This is a genomic window from Microbacterium sp., assembly GCF_049650565.1.
GTDB lineage: Bacteria > Actinomycetota > Actinomycetes > Actinomycetales > Microbacteriaceae > Microbacterium.
The window spans coordinates 64,231-79,092 of sequence record NZ_JBASAK010000039.1 but is presented as its reverse complement, the minus strand read 5'-3'; the positions used below and the strand labels follow the sequence as shown (position 1 = coordinate 79,092).

Here is a 14,862-nt window from a genome sequence, read left to right as displayed (position 1 = left end):
TTCAGGCGACGCGGAGCGCCCTGGTCTCGGTGTCGAGCGCGGGTGCGATCGGCGCAGCCTTCGTCCGTCGTGTGAGTCCCGGGGACACGACGGCGCGCGTCGTGAGGGCGAAGCCGAGTTCGAGCAGGATCGCGAGCACGGCGAGCACGAGTGAGCCGCCGGCCATCTCGGCGTAGTCGTTGCCGGCGCGCCCGTCGATGATGAACCTGCCGAGTCCGTCGAGAGAGACGTACGCGGCGACGGTCGCGGTCGAGACGACCTGCAGGGTCGCTCCTCGCACGCCCGAGAGCGTCAGCGGGAGCGCGCAGGGGATCTCGATCCGCCAGATGATCTGCGCCGTGGAGAATCCCATGCCGCGTGCGGCGTCGATCACGGAGCGGTCGATGGCGCGGATGCCGCTCGCGACGCCGCTGAGGATCGGCGGGATCGCCAGCAGCACGAGCACGATGAGTGCCGGGATCACGAAGGCCAGGTTGTTGGCGATCGTCGGAGCGATGAGGAGGACGAGCAGGATGAGGAGGCCGAGCGTCGGCAGAGCGCGCATCGCGTTCACCGACCCCATGATGAGGCTCTCCCCCTTGCCCGTATGCCCCACGTAGAGCCCGAGCGGTACGGCGACGATCGCGGCGGCGAGGAGCGCGATGCCGGAGTACAGCAGGTGCATGAGCGATTGAACGGGTATCGAGCCCGTGCCGGTCCAGTTCGCCGGATCGACCAGCCAGCCGATGATGTCCATCAGAGCACTCCTCTCGGCGCCCATGGGGTCATGACCTTGCCGAGCAGCACGAGCAGCCGGTCGACGACGAGGGCCAGCAGCAGGCAGACGACGAGGCCGGCGATGATCGGCACGTACAGGCGACGGCTGAATCCCAGGGTGAAGAGCGAGCCGAGCTGTGCGATCCCGATTACCGCGGCCATGGTGACGATGGAGATGTTGGAGACGACGACCACGCGGAGACCACTGAGGATCGAGGGCATGGCGATCGGCAGCTGGATCCGGAAGAACGTCTGCGCTCGGGTGAAGCCCACCCCCTGCGCGGCCTTGACCACGTCAGGGGAGACGGAATCGAGACCGTCGGCGACCACGCGCACCAGGAGGGCGATGGTGTAGATCACGAGGGCGACGATGACGTTCATCGGGTCGAGGATTCTGGTGCCCATCACTTTGGGCAGCAGGATGAACAGCGCCAGCGACGGGATCGTGTAGAACAGGCTCGTGCCGCCCACGATGTACGGGTAGCTCTTGCGATGATTGAAGGCGAGATAGCCGAGCGGGATGGAGAGCAGCAGCCCGATGGCGGTCGGGAGCAGCGTGAGCCAGAGGTGGGCGACAGTCAGCTGCAGGATCTCGTCGAGGTTGTTGGTGATCCAGTCGAGCCTCATGGCATCCGCCCTGCATCGAGCTTCTCCACGGCTCCGCGGATGACGGCGTCGGAACCGAGGGTGCCGGCGTAGGCACCGTCGTCGATCATGATCGCGCGGCCGACCGGGCTCGCAAGTGCGGCATCCAGAAGCTCGCGGTAGTTCCCACGGCTCCGGGACACGGCGGTCGCGACGACAACGTCCTCTGCCAGCAGGGGCTCGCCGTCGGCCTCGGCCCAGCCGATCGGTAGTCCGCTGTCGTCGCAGGCGACGACCCAGTCGCCGGCTTGGCCGGTGAGGAGCTCGCCGAGCCGGATGGCCGGTGTGCGGTGCGGCTCGAGGCCGACGATCGGCTCGAAGCTCAGTGCGTGGTAGCCGCGGGATTCTCCGAGGAAGTCCGCGACGAACTGATCCGCCGGGCTCGCAAGGATCTCCGCGGGCGTGCCGATCTGCGCGAGGACGCCGCCCTCCTTCAGCACGACGATCTGGTCGCCGAGCTTGAGCGCCTCGTCGATGTCGTGCGTGACCATCACGATCGTCTTGGCCAGGTCGGCCTGGATCTTGAGGAACTCGGCTTGCAGCTGCTTGCGTACGATCGGGTCCACAGCGCTGAACGGCTCGTCCATCAGCATGTACGGCGGGTCCGCGGCAAGCGCACGCGCCACGCCGATGCGCTGCTGCTGACCACCGGACAGCTGCCAAGGGTAGCGGCTCGCGTAACTGCGATCGATCCCGACGAGTTCGAGCAGATCCAATGCGCGTTCACGGCTCGCGCGCTTGTCGCTCTTGTTGAGGTATGGAACCGCGCAGACATTGTCGAGGACGGTCTGATGCGGGAAGAGGCCGGCATTCTGGATGACGTACCCGATGTTCCGGCGCATGCGGATGGTGTCGGTCTTCGCGTTGTCCTCGCCGCCGAGCAGGATGGCGCCCGACGTCTGCTCGATCAGGCGGTTCACCATGCGAAGCGTCGTCGTCTTCCCGCACCCCGACGGTCCGACGAGGACAGTGATCTTCCCCGTGGGAGCGACGAAGGAGAGGTCTGCGACCGCCGTGGTGCCGTTGTCGTAGGTCTTGACGACGTTCTTGAACTCGATCATGCGTCCGCCTCGGCCGGGATTGTGCCGTCGACGCACCGACAGGGTCGGCTGGCGAGGGTCCTGGGCGACATCTTCGTCTCCTTCGCGTGGGTGCGAATATCGTCATGGATTTCATCAGATGAAACTTAACTTGTTCACACTGTAGTAATGTGCGTCACATCTGGCAAGCACTTCTTGAAAGCGAGGCAACACGATGACGTACATGCTTCCGACCAGGCTCACGGTCGAAGATGTCGCGGCGATCGCCGGAGGTGCTGCGGTGGATGTCTCCGCGGTCGCCCGCGAGCAGGTCGCGGCGTACCACCGGTCCGCAGACGACATCGCCGGACGTCAGCCCATCTACGGACGCTCGACGGGAGTCGGTGCGAACCGGCTCTCGCCGGCCGAGAGCGATCCGGTGGCGCACGGGATGAGCCTTCTTCGGAGCCACGCGGTCGACGCCGGACCCGCCATCGCCCGGGGGACCGTCCGTGCCATGCTCGCCGTGAGGCTGAACCAGCTGCTGCATCCGGGTTCAGGGATAGACGTATCGCTGGTCGACGGGCTGGCGAGGATGCTCGACGCCGATGCGATGCCCGAGATCCGGCGCTTCGGCGGCATCGGGACGGCGGATCTGCCGGCCCTCGCCGGCACCGCTCTGGCGCTCGCCGGAGAGCGACCCGTCGACCGTGGCGGATTCGACCCGATCGGATCGATACGCTCGGACAGCGCCTTGCCCTTCATGAGTTCGAGCGCCCTGACACTCGCGGGCGCCGCGCTTGTCGTCGCCCGGCTGCAGACGCTCATCCGAGCGGAACTCGCCGCTTTCGCCTTATCCGCAGTCGCACTTCGCGCCAACCCGTCGGCGTTCTCCGCAGAGGCCGCGCTCGCGGTCGCGATCCCGACGGCGAACGAGCAGGCCGCACGACTCACGGGACTTCTCGGATCGCCCGACTGGAGCCCGGCGCGGATCCAGGACCCGTTCGCGTTCCGTGGCTTTCTCCCCGCGATCAGCATGCTCGATTGCGCCACGCGCAGATTGCGCGAGGTGGTGGAGACACTGACGAGCCGCGCTCAGGAGAACCCCCGGTTCTTCGCCGAGGAGGGCCACGCCGTCCATCACGGTGCGTTCCTTGAGACGTGGCTCGCACATGAACTCGATGCCACAGCCATCGCACTCGCGCAGAACGCGCCCCTGGCACTGGCGAGGCTGCGGTTCGCCAACGACGACTCGTTCACCGGACTTCCCCGCTTCCTGTCACCCGGCGGGAGAGGCTCCGGCACCATGGTGGTTGAGTACCTCGTCGCGAGTGCGATGGGGGACATCCACGCGGCGTCGGCGCCCGTGTCCGTGCAGAGTGCGGTCCTGTCCTGCGGAGTGGAGGAGGATGCGACCTTCGCCCCCACCGCGCTCGACCAGCTCGAACGCGCAGTGACCGCGTTCGAGACGATGGTGGCGTCGGAGGTACTCGTCGCGGTCCGAGCGCATCGGCTCCGCGAGTCGGGCACGGAGGCTGCTCCGTCACGGGTGGCAAGACTCGTCGCCATCGCTCGACGGCTGCCGGAGGAGATGGCTGATCGTGATCTGAGGGGTGACGTCGAGCTGGCGCGTGAGCTCATTCCGGCGTTCGCCGCGACAGTCGATGGCGCGCTCGTGACTAGACTGCCGTGAAAGCGACGGGCACGGCAGAGGGCGGGAAGATGTCGGGGAGCGCGGGTGAGGGCGCGATGACCGAGATCGACGCGTCGATGGGTCCGCAGTCCGTGCACCGGGCGCTCGAGATACTGACCCTCGTCGTGGATCATGGGCCAACCGCGTTGAGCGATGTCGCGCGGGCGACCCGGCTTCCCACCAGCACCACCATGCGGATGCTGCGCGCGCTGGAGCACTGGGGATACGTATCGCGGGGAGCCGATGGGCAGTATTCGCTGGGCGTGCGCTTCGTGCAGTCCACGATGTTCAACGACAGCACGCGCGCGGAGGAGCTGATCGATCTCTCCGCGTCGGTCATGCAGCAACTCACCGCCGACACGCAGGAGTCGAGCTATCTCGCGATTCCCGGTCCGGCGAACACCTGCACGTTCCTGCGAGAGGTGCAGAGTCCTCTGCCGATCCGTCATGTGGGGTTCGACGGATGGGTCGGCCGAACGGTGTCGATGTCGGGATCGGTTGTCGGCGAGATCTTCGAGGGACGTATCCCCGAGTCGGGATACGTCGTGATGGCAGCCGTCGACGACCCGGAAGCCACCGTCGTGGGGGCCGCTGTGCATGACGCGAGCGGCGAGATCGTGGCTGCGATCAGCGTCGCAGGGCCCGGTTATCGGATGGGAGAGATCAAGGTCGCGGAATTCGGACACGCTGTCATTGCTGCGGCGGCCGAACTGACCGCGCAGCTGCGGGCACGGAGGCCATGACCGCCGTTCCTGCATGGGGAGGGCGGGATGCTGTCGGCGCTTCGGTCTCGTTCATGCCCGGGGGCCGATGCTGCCTCCTGGGGCCCTCGACGACGTAGGCTGGGAGCGTGACTGCGTACGTCTCGGCCTTCGATCTGTTCTCCATCGGAGTGGGGCCCTCGAGCTCCCATACCGTCGGCCCGATGCGAGCCGGAGTCGACTTCGCCGCCCGCCTCGATGCGGAAGGGCTGCTGGGTCGCGTGACGCGCGTGACCTGTGAGCTGTTCGGCTCGCTGGGCGCCACCGGCCTCGGGCACGGCACGCCGGATGCCGTGGTCTCCGGGCTGCAGGGGCTGCGCCCCGAGAGCTGCGATCCCGACGACGTGCGCGAGGCCTGGCAGCGCTGGCCCGAAGGACAGCAGCTGAACCTGGCGGGACGGCATCTGATCGACTTCGTGAAGGACGACGTCGCCTTCACGCCGCGCACCCGCCTGCCCGGCCATCCCAACGCGATGACCCTGCGGGCGCTGGATGCCGCGGGCGAGCCGGTGCTCGAGCAGATCTACTACTCGATCGGCGGCGGCTTCATCCGCCGAGACGGCGAGGAGGCGAAGCTCACCGTCGCCGAGCAGCCGTACCCGTATGACAATGCGGCGGAGCTCATGGAGCTGTGCGACGAGAACGGGCTGACCATCGCCGAGATCGCACGGCTGAACGAGACCGCCATCCGCAGCGAGGAGGAGGTCGCAGCAGGTCTGGACGCCATCTGGGACGCCATGCGCGCCTGCGTGGAAGCGGGCCTGAACACCGGCGGCGTCCTTCCCGGCATCCTCAAGGTCAAGCGCCGCGCCTCCGACATCCGCGAGCAGCTGGAGTCCGTCGAATCCGACGGCCACGCGCAGGTCCCGGGCGAATGGCTGGGCGCGTTCGCGCTGGCCGTCAACGAGGAGAACGCCGCCGGCGGTCGGGTGGTCACCGCTCCCACGAACGGCGCCGCGGGAATCCTGCCGGCCGTGGCCATGTACTGGTGGCGGTTCCTGGCCGACTCCGGCCTCGGCGTGGGCAATGCGGTCACGCCGTACGGCGAGCTCGTCGGCAGCGCGCTGCTCGGGTTCGGCGCCGAGGCGTCGCTGGTCGCGGTCGGCGCCATCGACGATCCCGATGTCATCGCCGAGGCCAACCGACGTCGCGGCATCCGCCGGTTCCTGCTGACCGCCACCGCCCTGGGCTCGCTGTTCAAGGCGAACGCGTCCATCTCCGGTGCCGAGGGCGGATGCCAGGCCGAGGTCGGCTCGGCATGCGCCATGGCCGCCGGCGGGCTGACCGCCGTGATGGGCGGCACGACCCGGCAGATCGAGAACGCGGCCGAGATCGCCATGGAGCACCACCTGGGTCTGACCTGCGACCCGATCGGCGGACTCGTGCAGATCCCCTGCATCGAGCGCAACGCCGTCGCGGCATCCACCGCCGTCACCGCCGCGCGTCTGGCGCTGCGGGGCAACGGCGAGCACTTCGTGTCGCTGGATGCCGTGGTCGAGACCATGCGTCAGACGGGCCTCGACATGTCGACGAAGTACAAGGAGACCAGCGAAGGCGGCCTCGCGGTCAACGTCATCGAGTGCTGACGCTCAGGTGGGCGCGTTCGCGAGGATGGCGGCGAGCAATCCCGGGAAGCGGGCGTCGAGGTCTTCCTGGCGCAGCGTCACGCGGCGCCCGGGTCCGCCCGGGGTGGGATCGTTGCGGATGATCCCCGCTTCCCTCAGCACCTTCATGAGGTGCGAGCGCGTCGATTTCGGCACGGCCGGATTATCTCGAAAGCACTCGCCGACATCCTGCGGTCCCTGCGTGAGCTGAGCCACGATCGTCAGGCGCTCCGGGTCGGCGAGAGCCTTCAGTACTGCCGAGAGCGAGAACTCCTCCGGATCAGGATGTGGAAGAGCCGTAGGCGGGGACATGGTTCGATCATAGTTGAACCATGTGGCGTTTCGTGGCATGATCTCCTAGTTCGAAATTTATGGAACCAGGAGATCATGTCCACTCGACAGCACGCGGCAGGCCGTCCGTCGCATAGCACCGCAGGATTCGTCCTCACGATCATCGCAATCGCCGCAGCCATGGCGGCTTCGACAGTCTCTTCGCCCTTCTACCCGCAGATCCAGGGCGCCCTGGGCCTGGGTGTCGTCGAGATCACCGTCGTGTTCGCCGTCTATCCCGCCGGCCTCCTCGTCACGCTCCTCGTGGTGGGATCGCTCTCCGACCATCTGGGACGACGTGCGGTCACCTCGGTCGGACTCCTGATGCTGGCGGTCAGCCTCGGCCTGTTCGGCTGGGGCGACTCGCTCGGCGCCCTTCTCTCCGCGCGCATCCTGCAGGGGATCGCCACGGCGCTCGTGATGTCGACGGTGAGCACGCACATGGCCGAACTCGCGCCGCCCGCGCTCGCCGGACGCGTCGCGCTGGCGAACTCTGCTGGACCGGCGGCCGGCCTGGCGGTGGGCGCACTCTTCGGCGGGGTCATGCTCGATCTGGCCTCGCACGCTCGCACGCTGACCTTCGGCGTCGTGGTCGTCGTGATCGTGATCATCGCCGCGCTCAGCAGGCTGCTCCCCGAGACCACCGCGCGAATGCGGGGCCTCGTGCCGTCGCTGATTCCTCGGCTGAGGGTTCCCCATGAGGCGGCGGCGGCCCTGCTGCGCGTCACTCCGGCGATCATCGCATCCTGGGGAACCGGCGGGCTCTTCATCTCGCTCGGCGCGCTCATCGCGCGCGATGTCTTCGGCACGCAGAACCACACGCTGCAGGGCGCGACCGTGGGCACCCTCGCCGCGAGCGCGATGGTGGCGACCATCATCTTCTGGCGCTGGAGCTCGCGAGCACTGCTCGCCATCGGAGCGCTGGCGCTGGTCGTCGGCACGCTGACGAGCGTCGCGGCGGTGCTCACGGCGTCCACCATGCTGTACTTCGCGATGATCATCGTCATCGGCGTCGGCTTCGGAATCTCCTACGCCGGCGCGCTGCGGCTCGTGCTTCCCCTCGTCGCTCGCGAAGATCGCGCCGGACTCTTCTCTGTGATCTACGTCATCGCCTACTTGTCGTTCTCCGTGCCGGCCGTGATCGCGGGATCTCTGATCTCCGTCTTCGGGCTCGCGCCCGTCCTCATCGGCTACGGCGTGCTCGTCAGCGCGGCCGCGCTCGCCGCGCTGCTCGCGCAGCTGTCCGGTGCGGGCCGCGCGCAGGGCGACCCCGAGCCGAGCCGGGTCGTAAGCTGACCTCATGACGACCAGGCGCGGCAGAGGGCGTCCTCCGGGGGAGTCCGACTCCCGGGCCCGCATCGCGGCGGCGGCCGTGCATGAGTTCGGCGAGCACGGCTACGACGGAGCGACCGTGCGGGGCATCGCCGCGCGGGCCGGGGTGGATCCCGCGCTCGTGCACCATTACTTCGGTGCGAAGGCCGACCTGTTCGCCGAGGTCACGGATTTCCCGCTGCGACCTGATCTGGAGGTGCCGCGCATCCTGCGCGGGCCGCGCGAGCAGGCGGGGGAGCGCATCATCCGCTTCGTGCTGGAGTCGTTCGAGCGTCCCACTGTGCGCAAACGCGGCATCATCATCCTGCGCACCGCGATCAGCGGCAAGCTGACGGCTCCGCTCGTGACCGGGTTCCTCTCGCGCGAGCTGCTGCCGCGCATCGCGGCCGAGCTGGATGCCCCGGATGCCGAGCTGCGGGCATCGCTGGTGGCGTCGCAGGTCGCCGGGCTCCTCATCACCCGGTACGTCGTGAAGCTCCCGGCGATGGCGGATGCCCCGATCGACGACCTCGTGGCGCGAGTCGCCCCGTCGATCCAGCGCTACCTGTTCGACTGACCTCTCGGTCTTGATCTTCCGGTCCTCCCGGTGAATAATTCATCACATGATGAATAAGGACGTGGTGGTGATCGACGGACTGCGGGTGCGGCGCGGGCGCCATGACGTGTTCGACGGACTGTCGCTGCGTGTCCCAGGTGGACAGGTGATCGGTCTGCTCGGACCGTCCGGGTGCGGCAAGACCACGCTCATGCGCTCCATCGTCGGAGTGCAGCGCACCCACGGCGGCAGCGTCGAGGTGCTCGGCGAACCGGCCGGCTCTCGTGCGCTGCGCAACCGAGTCTCGTACGGCACGCAGGGCTCCGCCGTGTACACCGACCTCACGGTGCGCGAGAACCTGCGCTACTTCGCATCCGTCCTCGGCGCCCCCCGCGCCGACGTCGACCGCGTGCTGGCCCAGGTGGGGCTCTCCAGCCACGCGAACCAGCCCGTCGACGCGCTCAGCGGTGGCCAGCGGGGCCGCGTCTCGCTGGGCGCCGCGCTGCTCGGCAGCCCCGAGCTGGTCGTACTGGACGAGCCGACCGTGGGCCTGGATCCGGTGCTGCGCAACGAGCTGTGGACTCTGTTCCGCGGGATCGCCGACACGGGCACCACCATGCTGGTCTCCAGTCACGTGATGGACGAGGCACTGCGCTGCGACCGCCTGCTGCTCATGCGCGACGGCCGGATCATCGCCGACACGACGCCGCAGCAGCTGCTGGCCGACACCGGTCAGACGGATGCCGAGACCGCCTTCCTCACGCTCATCCAGCGCGATGCCGGCCACGAGACACGACGCTCCCGGAGAGAGGAGGAACGATGAACCGCACCTTCGCCACCGCCGGTCGCGTGCTGCAGCAGTTGCGCCACGACCCGCGCTCCATCGCGCTCATGCTCATCGCGCCGAGCCTGCTGGTGGGCCTGTTCGCCTGGCTGTTCGCCGATCAGGACGGTGTCTTCGACCGATTCGGCGGCGCGATCCTGGCGCTCTTCCCGTTCATCGTGATGTTCCTCATCACTTCGATCACCACGCTGCGCGAGCGCCGCTCCGGCACGCTCGAGCGGCTGATGACCACCCCGCTCGGCAAGGGCGACTTCATCCTCGGCTATGCGCTGGCGTTCGGACTGATGGCCATCCTGCAGGCGATCGTCACAGTGGCGTTCGCCGTGTACGTGTGCGGACTGACCGTCGACGGCCCGCTGTGGCAGCTGGGGTCGGTCGCGGTGGTGGATGCCGTGCTGGGCACGGCCCTCGGTCTGCTGGCCAGCGCGTTCGCGCAGACCGAGTTCCAGGCCGTGCAGTTCATGCCTGTGCTGGTGTTCCCGCAGATCATCCTCGGCGGCCTGTTCATGCCGCGCGACCAGATGCCCGACGTGCTGTATGCGATCTCGGACTGGTTGCCGCTCAGTCACGCCATCGACGCCATCCAAGCCGTCGCCCGGGGCGACACCGGCTGGGACGTCGGCGCCCCGCTGCTGATCGTGGCGGCGTTCGCGATCGGATGCCTGGTGCTGGCGCCGCTCACGCTGCGCCGCCGCACGCCGTAGACAGGGCGCCTGAATTACCAACAATTGGTAGAATCGGTCCATGGCTCAGAACACATCGATCAGCCTGGACGATCACTTCGCCGTCTTCCTCGCCGAGCAGGTCGGCTCCGGGCGCTACCGTTCGGCCAGTGAAGTGGTGCGGGCGAGCCTGCGACTGCTGGAGGATCAGGAGACCCGTCTCGCGGCCCTGCGCGGCGCACTCGTCGCAGGCGAGAACAGCGGTGAGCCGGAAAACTTCGACTTCGATGCGTTCATCGCGAGCAAGAAGGCGTGAACTCGTATCGGCTCACGCCGGCGGCCCAGCGTGATCTCTCGGACATCTGGGACTTCACGCAGGAGCACTGGGACGGCGTACAGGCTGAGACGTACATCTCCGAACTCAGAGCCGCTGTCGAGCGGATCGCTGAGGATCCGGATCGCGGGCGCGCCTGCGATGACATCCGCGAGGGATATCGGCGATACCGCATCGGGAGTCATCTCATCTTCTATCGTGTGGCCGCTGACGGCGTTGATGTGATTCGCATCCTGCACCAGCGGATGGATCCATCCCGGCACATGTGATCATCCCTTCTCGGTGCGGTTCTTCGTATGCCTGGTGGGCGTCGCGGCCCAGGGATCCTCGGGCCACGGATGCTTGGGGTAGCGCCCGCGCATCTCGGCGCGCACCTGCGCGTAGGGCCCCGACCAGAACGACGCCAGGTCGTCGGTGACGGCCAGCGGGCGCCCGGCAGGGGAGAGCAGGTGGAACAGCACCGGCACCCGTCCGTCGGCCAGCCTCGGCGTCTGCGCCCAGCCGAAGCACTCCTGCAGTTTCACGGCTACGACGGGGCGCGCTGCGGGATCGTCCAGCGGCGGGTAGGCGATGCGGATGCGGGAGCCCGTGGGCACCTCGAGACGTTCCGGTGCGAGCTCGTCGAAGTGTGTGGCGGCCGGCCAGGGCAGCAGGCGGCGCAGAGCGGATGCCAGATCCAGTCTGCTGGTGGGAGTGCCGGTGGCCAGGTGATCCAGCTCCGGCCCGAGCCAGGAGTCCAGGTCCGCCAGCAGGCCGTCGTCCGACACATCCGGCCAGGGGTCTCCGAGCTTGCGGTGCAGCAGGCTCATCCTCCGCCGCAGTGCGTCGCCCGCATCCGTCCAGGTGAACAGCCCCAGGCCCTCGCGCTGCAGGGCACGGCGCACGGCATCCCTGCCCTCGTCTGCAGTCGCGCGCACCGGCACTGACGAGCGCACGATGGCGCCGACCCGGCGCTCGCGGCGCGCGGAGACGCGACCCTTCTCGAAGTTCGCCTCGACACGGTCGGTCAGCAGACGCCCGGCCGCCTTCTCCACCTGCTCCTCACTGATCGCCGCGGCAGCGCGGATCACGGCGCCCGATCCTGCCGCCGTGCGGCCGCCGGACAGCGCGACGTCGGCGACCGCAAGCCATTCGGCGCCCGCCAGCGCACCGCGCACACCGGCGCGGGTGCCCGAGGCCAGCAGGAAGCTCGCCCCGTCGGCGGAGCGATCCACGCGCCGTGCGACCCGCTCGGGGAAGGCCAGCGCGATCACCAGCCCGACGTCGTCCATGCTGGGGCGGACGGGGCCGTCGAGCGGGGCGAACCGCAGCATCCGCTCCGCATCGCGGGCCCAGCTCTTCGCCTCCGTGTCGCGCCGTCCCCGCAGGGCGACCAGGGCATCGGCCACGTCGGCATCCCGGATGCGGAGCTGCCCGCCCAGCAGCACCACCACTTCGGCGGCGAGACGCGCGCCCACCAGCGGCGCCCCGTCGAGCAGCGCACGGGCCAGGCGCGGATCGGTCGGGATGCGGGCGAGCGCGCGGCCTGCGGAGGTGGCGCGTCCCTCGTCGTCCACGGCACCGAGGCCGCGCAGCACCCCGAGTGCGTCGGCGAGAGCGTCGGAGGGCAGTGGGTCGATCAGGCTCAGGCCGTCACCGCCTGGCGCTCCCCAGCTGGCGAGCAGCAGGGCGGCATCGGCGAGGTCGCTGGTGGCGATCTCGGGTGCGGGCCGGGCCGGAGCCGCGGAGTAGGTGCGCTCGTCGATGCACCGGATCACGGTCCCCGGCCCCTGCCGGGTGGCTCGACCGGCCCGCTGGATGGAAGACGACCTTGACGATCCGACGGTCACGAGCCCGGTCATGCCGCGCGCGGCATCGCGGCGCGGATGCCGGGACAGGCAGCTGTCCACGACCAGGCGCACGCCGGGCACCGTGAGCGATGACTCGGCCAGCGAGGTCGTGACGATGATGCGCGGGGGCCTCTTCCGGCCGACGCACGCGCACCACTGCGTCCTGCTCCGCCGCGGGGACCTGCCCGTGCAGCTCGCGCACGTCGAAGCCCTCGGTCTGGCCTCTCAGGCGGCGGGCGATCCCGGCGACCTCGCGAGCGCCGGGCGCGAACACGAGCACGTCGGCGGCCGGGTCGGTCTCGGTCAGGTCCTGTGCAGCGGATGCCGCGGTGCGCGCGACATGGTCGAGGAACGCCCCGGTCACTCCGCGCTGATCCAGCCGGGGTGCGGAGCCGGGCGCCCAGATCTCGGTCAGCGGAAAGGCGGGGACGCGGTGATCCACGACGGGGGCGTGGGCGTCCTCGGAGCCCAGCACGCGCGCCAGGTGCTCCGCGTCGAGGGTGGCGGACATGGCCACGACGACGAGGTCGTCGCGCAGCTCCCTCACCTCGCCGAGCAGCCCGATCAGCAGGTCGGTCTCCAGCGCCCGCTCGTGCACCTCGTCGATGACCACGGCGCCGACGCCGTCGAGGCCCGGGTCGTCCAGCATCCGCCGCAGCAGCACACCGGCGGTGACGAACTCGATGCGGGTATCGGGCCCGACCCGGCGCTCGCCGCGGACGGTGAAGCCCACCCGGTCGCCCAGCGCCGAGCCGTCCAGCTGCGCCAGTCGTCTGGCTGCGGCACGAGCCGCCACGCGTCGGGGCTGGGTGACGACCACTCGGCCGGCGGTGCGAGAGACCAGCAGCGGCGGGACGAGCGTGGTCTTCCCGGTACCCGGCGGAGCGGTCACGACGACTGCGCGCGCGGATTCCAGCGACCGCGCCAGCTCGTCGAGGGCTCGGTGGAAGGACAGGCCCTCCCCGATGCGGTCCAGGTCGAACGGTCGGCGGTGCACGAGTCCATCTTCTCGTGCCCGTCCGGGGCGGGCAGTCCGCTCAGGTGGTGACGACGATCTTCCCGCCCTGGTGCCGGGCGCTCGCGAGATGCGCGTGCGCGTCCGCGATCCGGTCGATCGGGAAGATCCGCTCGATGCGCGGCCGCAGCGCACCTGCGCGCGTGGCTGCGTCCAGGAAGCTCGCCATCCGGCGGACGACGATCGGGTCGAGCGTGTGGTCGAAGCTGCGGTAGCGGCGCAGCGTCACCGGGGCGTAGGGCAGTGGCGCAGGCCGCGGGTCCAGGAAGCCCGCCAGGATCAGCGAACCACCGGGCCGTGTCGCGCGGGCGATGTCGTCGACGCCCGGGCCTCCGACCAGGTCGAGGGCGATGTCGGCGCCGCGGCCCTCGGTGCGGCGGGCGACCGCGGCGACGAGATCCTCCGCATCGGTGGCCACGACGACGGCGGCACCGGCGCGCCGCAGGCTCTCGGATTTCGCGGTGCTGCGGGTGATGGCGATCGGATGGGCGCCGGAGTAGTCGGCGAGCTGGACCGCGGCCCGCCCCACGGCTCCGGATGCCGCGGTGATGACCACCTGGTCGCCGGCCCGCATCCCCGCCGTCTCCACGAGTGCGCCGTATGCCGTGGAGTAGGCGACCCACACCGCGGCCGCCTCGGGGACGTCGAGCTGGGGCGGGCGGGGCAGCAGGCGATCCGTCGGGACGGTGACGTAGTCGGCGTAGGTCCCGTGTGCGGCCGCATCCGGCACGGCGGCGATGATGACCGGATCGCCGACGTGCATGGCGCTCACGCCCGCGCCGAGCGCGTCGACCACTCCGGTGGCCTCGACTCCCAGCCGCGCGCGCGGGAGCGGCACAGGCGCAGGGGCCTGACCGGAGCGCGCCATCACATCCAGCGGGTTGATCGCGAACGCCTCGATGCGGACCCGCACTTCCCCGTCCGCCGGGTCCGGGAGATCGGCGTCGCGGACCTGCAGGACTTCCGGGCCGCCGAACCGGTCGAATTCGATCACGCGTGGCATGTGCACTCCTATCGTCGGGAACTTCTCCACGTTAGGAAGCGAGCGGTTACCTGCTGGTAACCTCTGGTGGGTGCAGAACGACGACCCACGTGCTCAGCTCGTCGATTGCCCCACCCGGCTCGCGACCGAGATCCTCTCCGACAAGTGGGCGGTTCTCGCCCTCTTCGCACTCAGCCGACGGCCTCGCAGGCATGGCGAACTCGTGGATGTGATCGGCGGCGTGTCGCGCAAAGTCCTGACGCAGACGTTGCGCCGCCTTCAGGAGTATGGGCTGGTGGACCGCCGCACCTCCGGTCGCGCGGTCGAGTACAGCTTGAGCGAGATAGGCGAGACGCTCGCGGAGCCGATCGAGGTGCTCACCCGCTGGGCGCAGGACAACAGTGCGGCGATCGTCGAGTTCCAGGAGACAGCGGAGGCGGCGCGGGCGTCCGCGTCCGGTCCGCGCACGCCTCAGGGATGATGCGGGCGCCGACCGCGAGGGATGCTCGCGATCGGCGCCC

15 protein-coding genes and 1 pseudogene are annotated in these 14,862 nt (G+C 69.4%); 10 read left to right on the top strand and 6 right to left on the bottom strand.

Going from position 1 to position 14,862, the window contains the following annotated elements; translation table 11 throughout:
• Position 1 precedes the first annotated feature (1 nt).
• Genes WA967_RS06815 through WA967_RS06805 form a run of 3 tightly spaced genes read right to left on the bottom strand, consistent with a single transcriptional unit; the run spans position 2 to position 2,462 of the window.
• Positions 2–736, bottom strand: a complete 735-nt coding sequence (locus tag WA967_RS06815; RefSeq protein ID WP_424420390.1) for an ABC transporter permease — start codon at positions 734–736, stop codon at positions 2–4.
• Positions 736–1,383, bottom strand: coding sequence for an ABC transporter permease (locus WA967_RS06810; RefSeq protein WP_424420388.1), 648 nt, complete (start codon positions 1,381–1,383; stop codon positions 736–738). The genes WA967_RS06815 and WA967_RS06810 overlap by 1 nt, the downstream gene beginning before the upstream one ends.
• On the bottom strand, positions 1,380–2,462 hold the full coding sequence (locus WA967_RS06805) for an ABC transporter ATP-binding protein (protein ID WP_424420386.1): 1,083 nt from the start codon (positions 2,460–2,462) through the stop codon (positions 1,380–1,382). Before WA967_RS06805 ends, WA967_RS06810 begins: the two co-directional genes overlap by 4 nt.
• A gap of 193 nt (positions 2,463–2,655) precedes the next feature.
• Here WA967_RS06805 and WA967_RS06800 point away from each other — a divergent pair, with 193 nt between their 5' ends.
• The 3 genes from WA967_RS06800 (at position 2,656) to WA967_RS06790 (ending at position 6,460) form a co-directional block, all read left to right on the top strand.
• The gene (locus tag WA967_RS06800) at positions 2,656–4,113 is read left to right on the top strand and encodes an aromatic amino acid lyase (RefSeq protein WP_424420384.1); all 1,458 of its coding nucleotides are present in this window, start codon (positions 2,656–2,658) and stop codon (positions 4,111–4,113) included.
• Positions 4,114–4,169: 56 nt separating this feature from the next.
• Complete coding sequence (locus WA967_RS06795; protein ID WP_424420381.1) at positions 4,170–4,856, top strand: IclR family transcriptional regulator; 687 nt, start codon at positions 4,170–4,172, stop codon at positions 4,854–4,856.
• 107 nt (positions 4,857–4,963) lie between these two features.
• On the top strand, positions 4,964–6,460 hold the full coding sequence (locus WA967_RS06790) for an L-serine ammonia-lyase, iron-sulfur-dependent, subunit alpha (protein ID WP_424420379.1): 1,497 nt from the start codon (positions 4,964–4,966) through the stop codon (positions 6,458–6,460).
• 3 nt (positions 6,461–6,463) lie between these two features.
• Here WA967_RS06790 and WA967_RS06785 read toward each other — a convergent pair whose 3' ends face one another.
• Complete coding sequence (locus WA967_RS06785) at positions 6,464–6,829, bottom strand: ArsR/SmtB family transcription factor (protein WP_424420377.1); 366 nt, start codon at positions 6,827–6,829, stop codon at positions 6,464–6,466.
• A 36-nt stretch (positions 6,830–6,865) separates the two neighbouring features.
• Here WA967_RS06785 and WA967_RS06780 point away from each other — a divergent pair, with 36 nt between their 5' ends.
• The 6 genes from WA967_RS06780 to WA967_RS06755 are packed head-to-tail and all read left to right on the top strand — an operon-like array spanning position 6,866 to position 10,784.
• Complete coding sequence (locus tag WA967_RS06780) at positions 6,866–8,104, top strand: MFS transporter (RefSeq protein ID WP_424420374.1); 1,239 nt, start codon at positions 6,866–6,868, stop codon at positions 8,102–8,104.
• A 4-nt stretch (positions 8,105–8,108) separates the two neighbouring features.
• Entirely contained in the window at positions 8,109–8,696 is a 588-nt protein-coding gene (locus tag WA967_RS06775) for a TetR family transcriptional regulator (RefSeq protein ID WP_424420371.1), read from the top strand.
• Positions 8,697–8,745: 49 nt separating this feature from the next.
• Entirely contained in the window at positions 8,746–9,498 is a 753-nt protein-coding gene (locus WA967_RS06770) for an ABC transporter ATP-binding protein (protein ID WP_424420568.1), read from the top strand.
• Positions 9,495–10,223, top strand: coding sequence for an ABC transporter permease (locus WA967_RS06765; RefSeq protein ID WP_424420368.1), 729 nt, complete (start codon positions 9,495–9,497; stop codon positions 10,221–10,223). The genes WA967_RS06770 and WA967_RS06765 overlap by 4 nt, the downstream gene beginning before the upstream one ends.
• Before the next feature lie 40 nt (positions 10,224–10,263).
• A complete protein-coding gene (locus WA967_RS06760) occupies positions 10,264–10,497 on the top strand; it encodes a type II toxin-antitoxin system ParD family antitoxin (protein WP_424420365.1) in 234 nt (77 codons plus the stop codon).
• Entirely contained in the window at positions 10,494–10,784 is a 291-nt protein-coding gene (locus tag WA967_RS06755; RefSeq protein WP_424420363.1) for a type II toxin-antitoxin system RelE/ParE family toxin, read from the top strand. The genes WA967_RS06760 and WA967_RS06755 overlap by 4 nt, the downstream gene beginning before the upstream one ends.
• On the opposite strand, the pseudogene hrpB reads toward WA967_RS06755, so the two are convergent.
• Both hrpB and WA967_RS06745 read right to left on the bottom strand, forming a co-directional pair.
• Positions 10,785–13,341, bottom strand: a pseudogene (hrpB, locus tag WA967_RS06750) (ATP-dependent helicase HrpB).
• 40 nt (positions 13,342–13,381) lie between these two features.
• Complete coding sequence (locus tag WA967_RS06745) at positions 13,382–14,362, bottom strand: zinc-dependent alcohol dehydrogenase family protein (protein ID WP_424420361.1); 981 nt, start codon at positions 14,360–14,362, stop codon at positions 13,382–13,384.
• A gap of 70 nt (positions 14,363–14,432) precedes the next feature.
• Between WA967_RS06745 and WA967_RS06740 the strand changes: the two genes are divergently transcribed.
• Complete coding sequence (locus WA967_RS06740) at positions 14,433–14,822, top strand: winged helix-turn-helix transcriptional regulator (RefSeq protein ID WP_424420358.1); 390 nt, start codon at positions 14,433–14,435, stop codon at positions 14,820–14,822.
• The last annotated feature ends 40 nt before the right edge of the window (positions 14,823–14,862 follow it).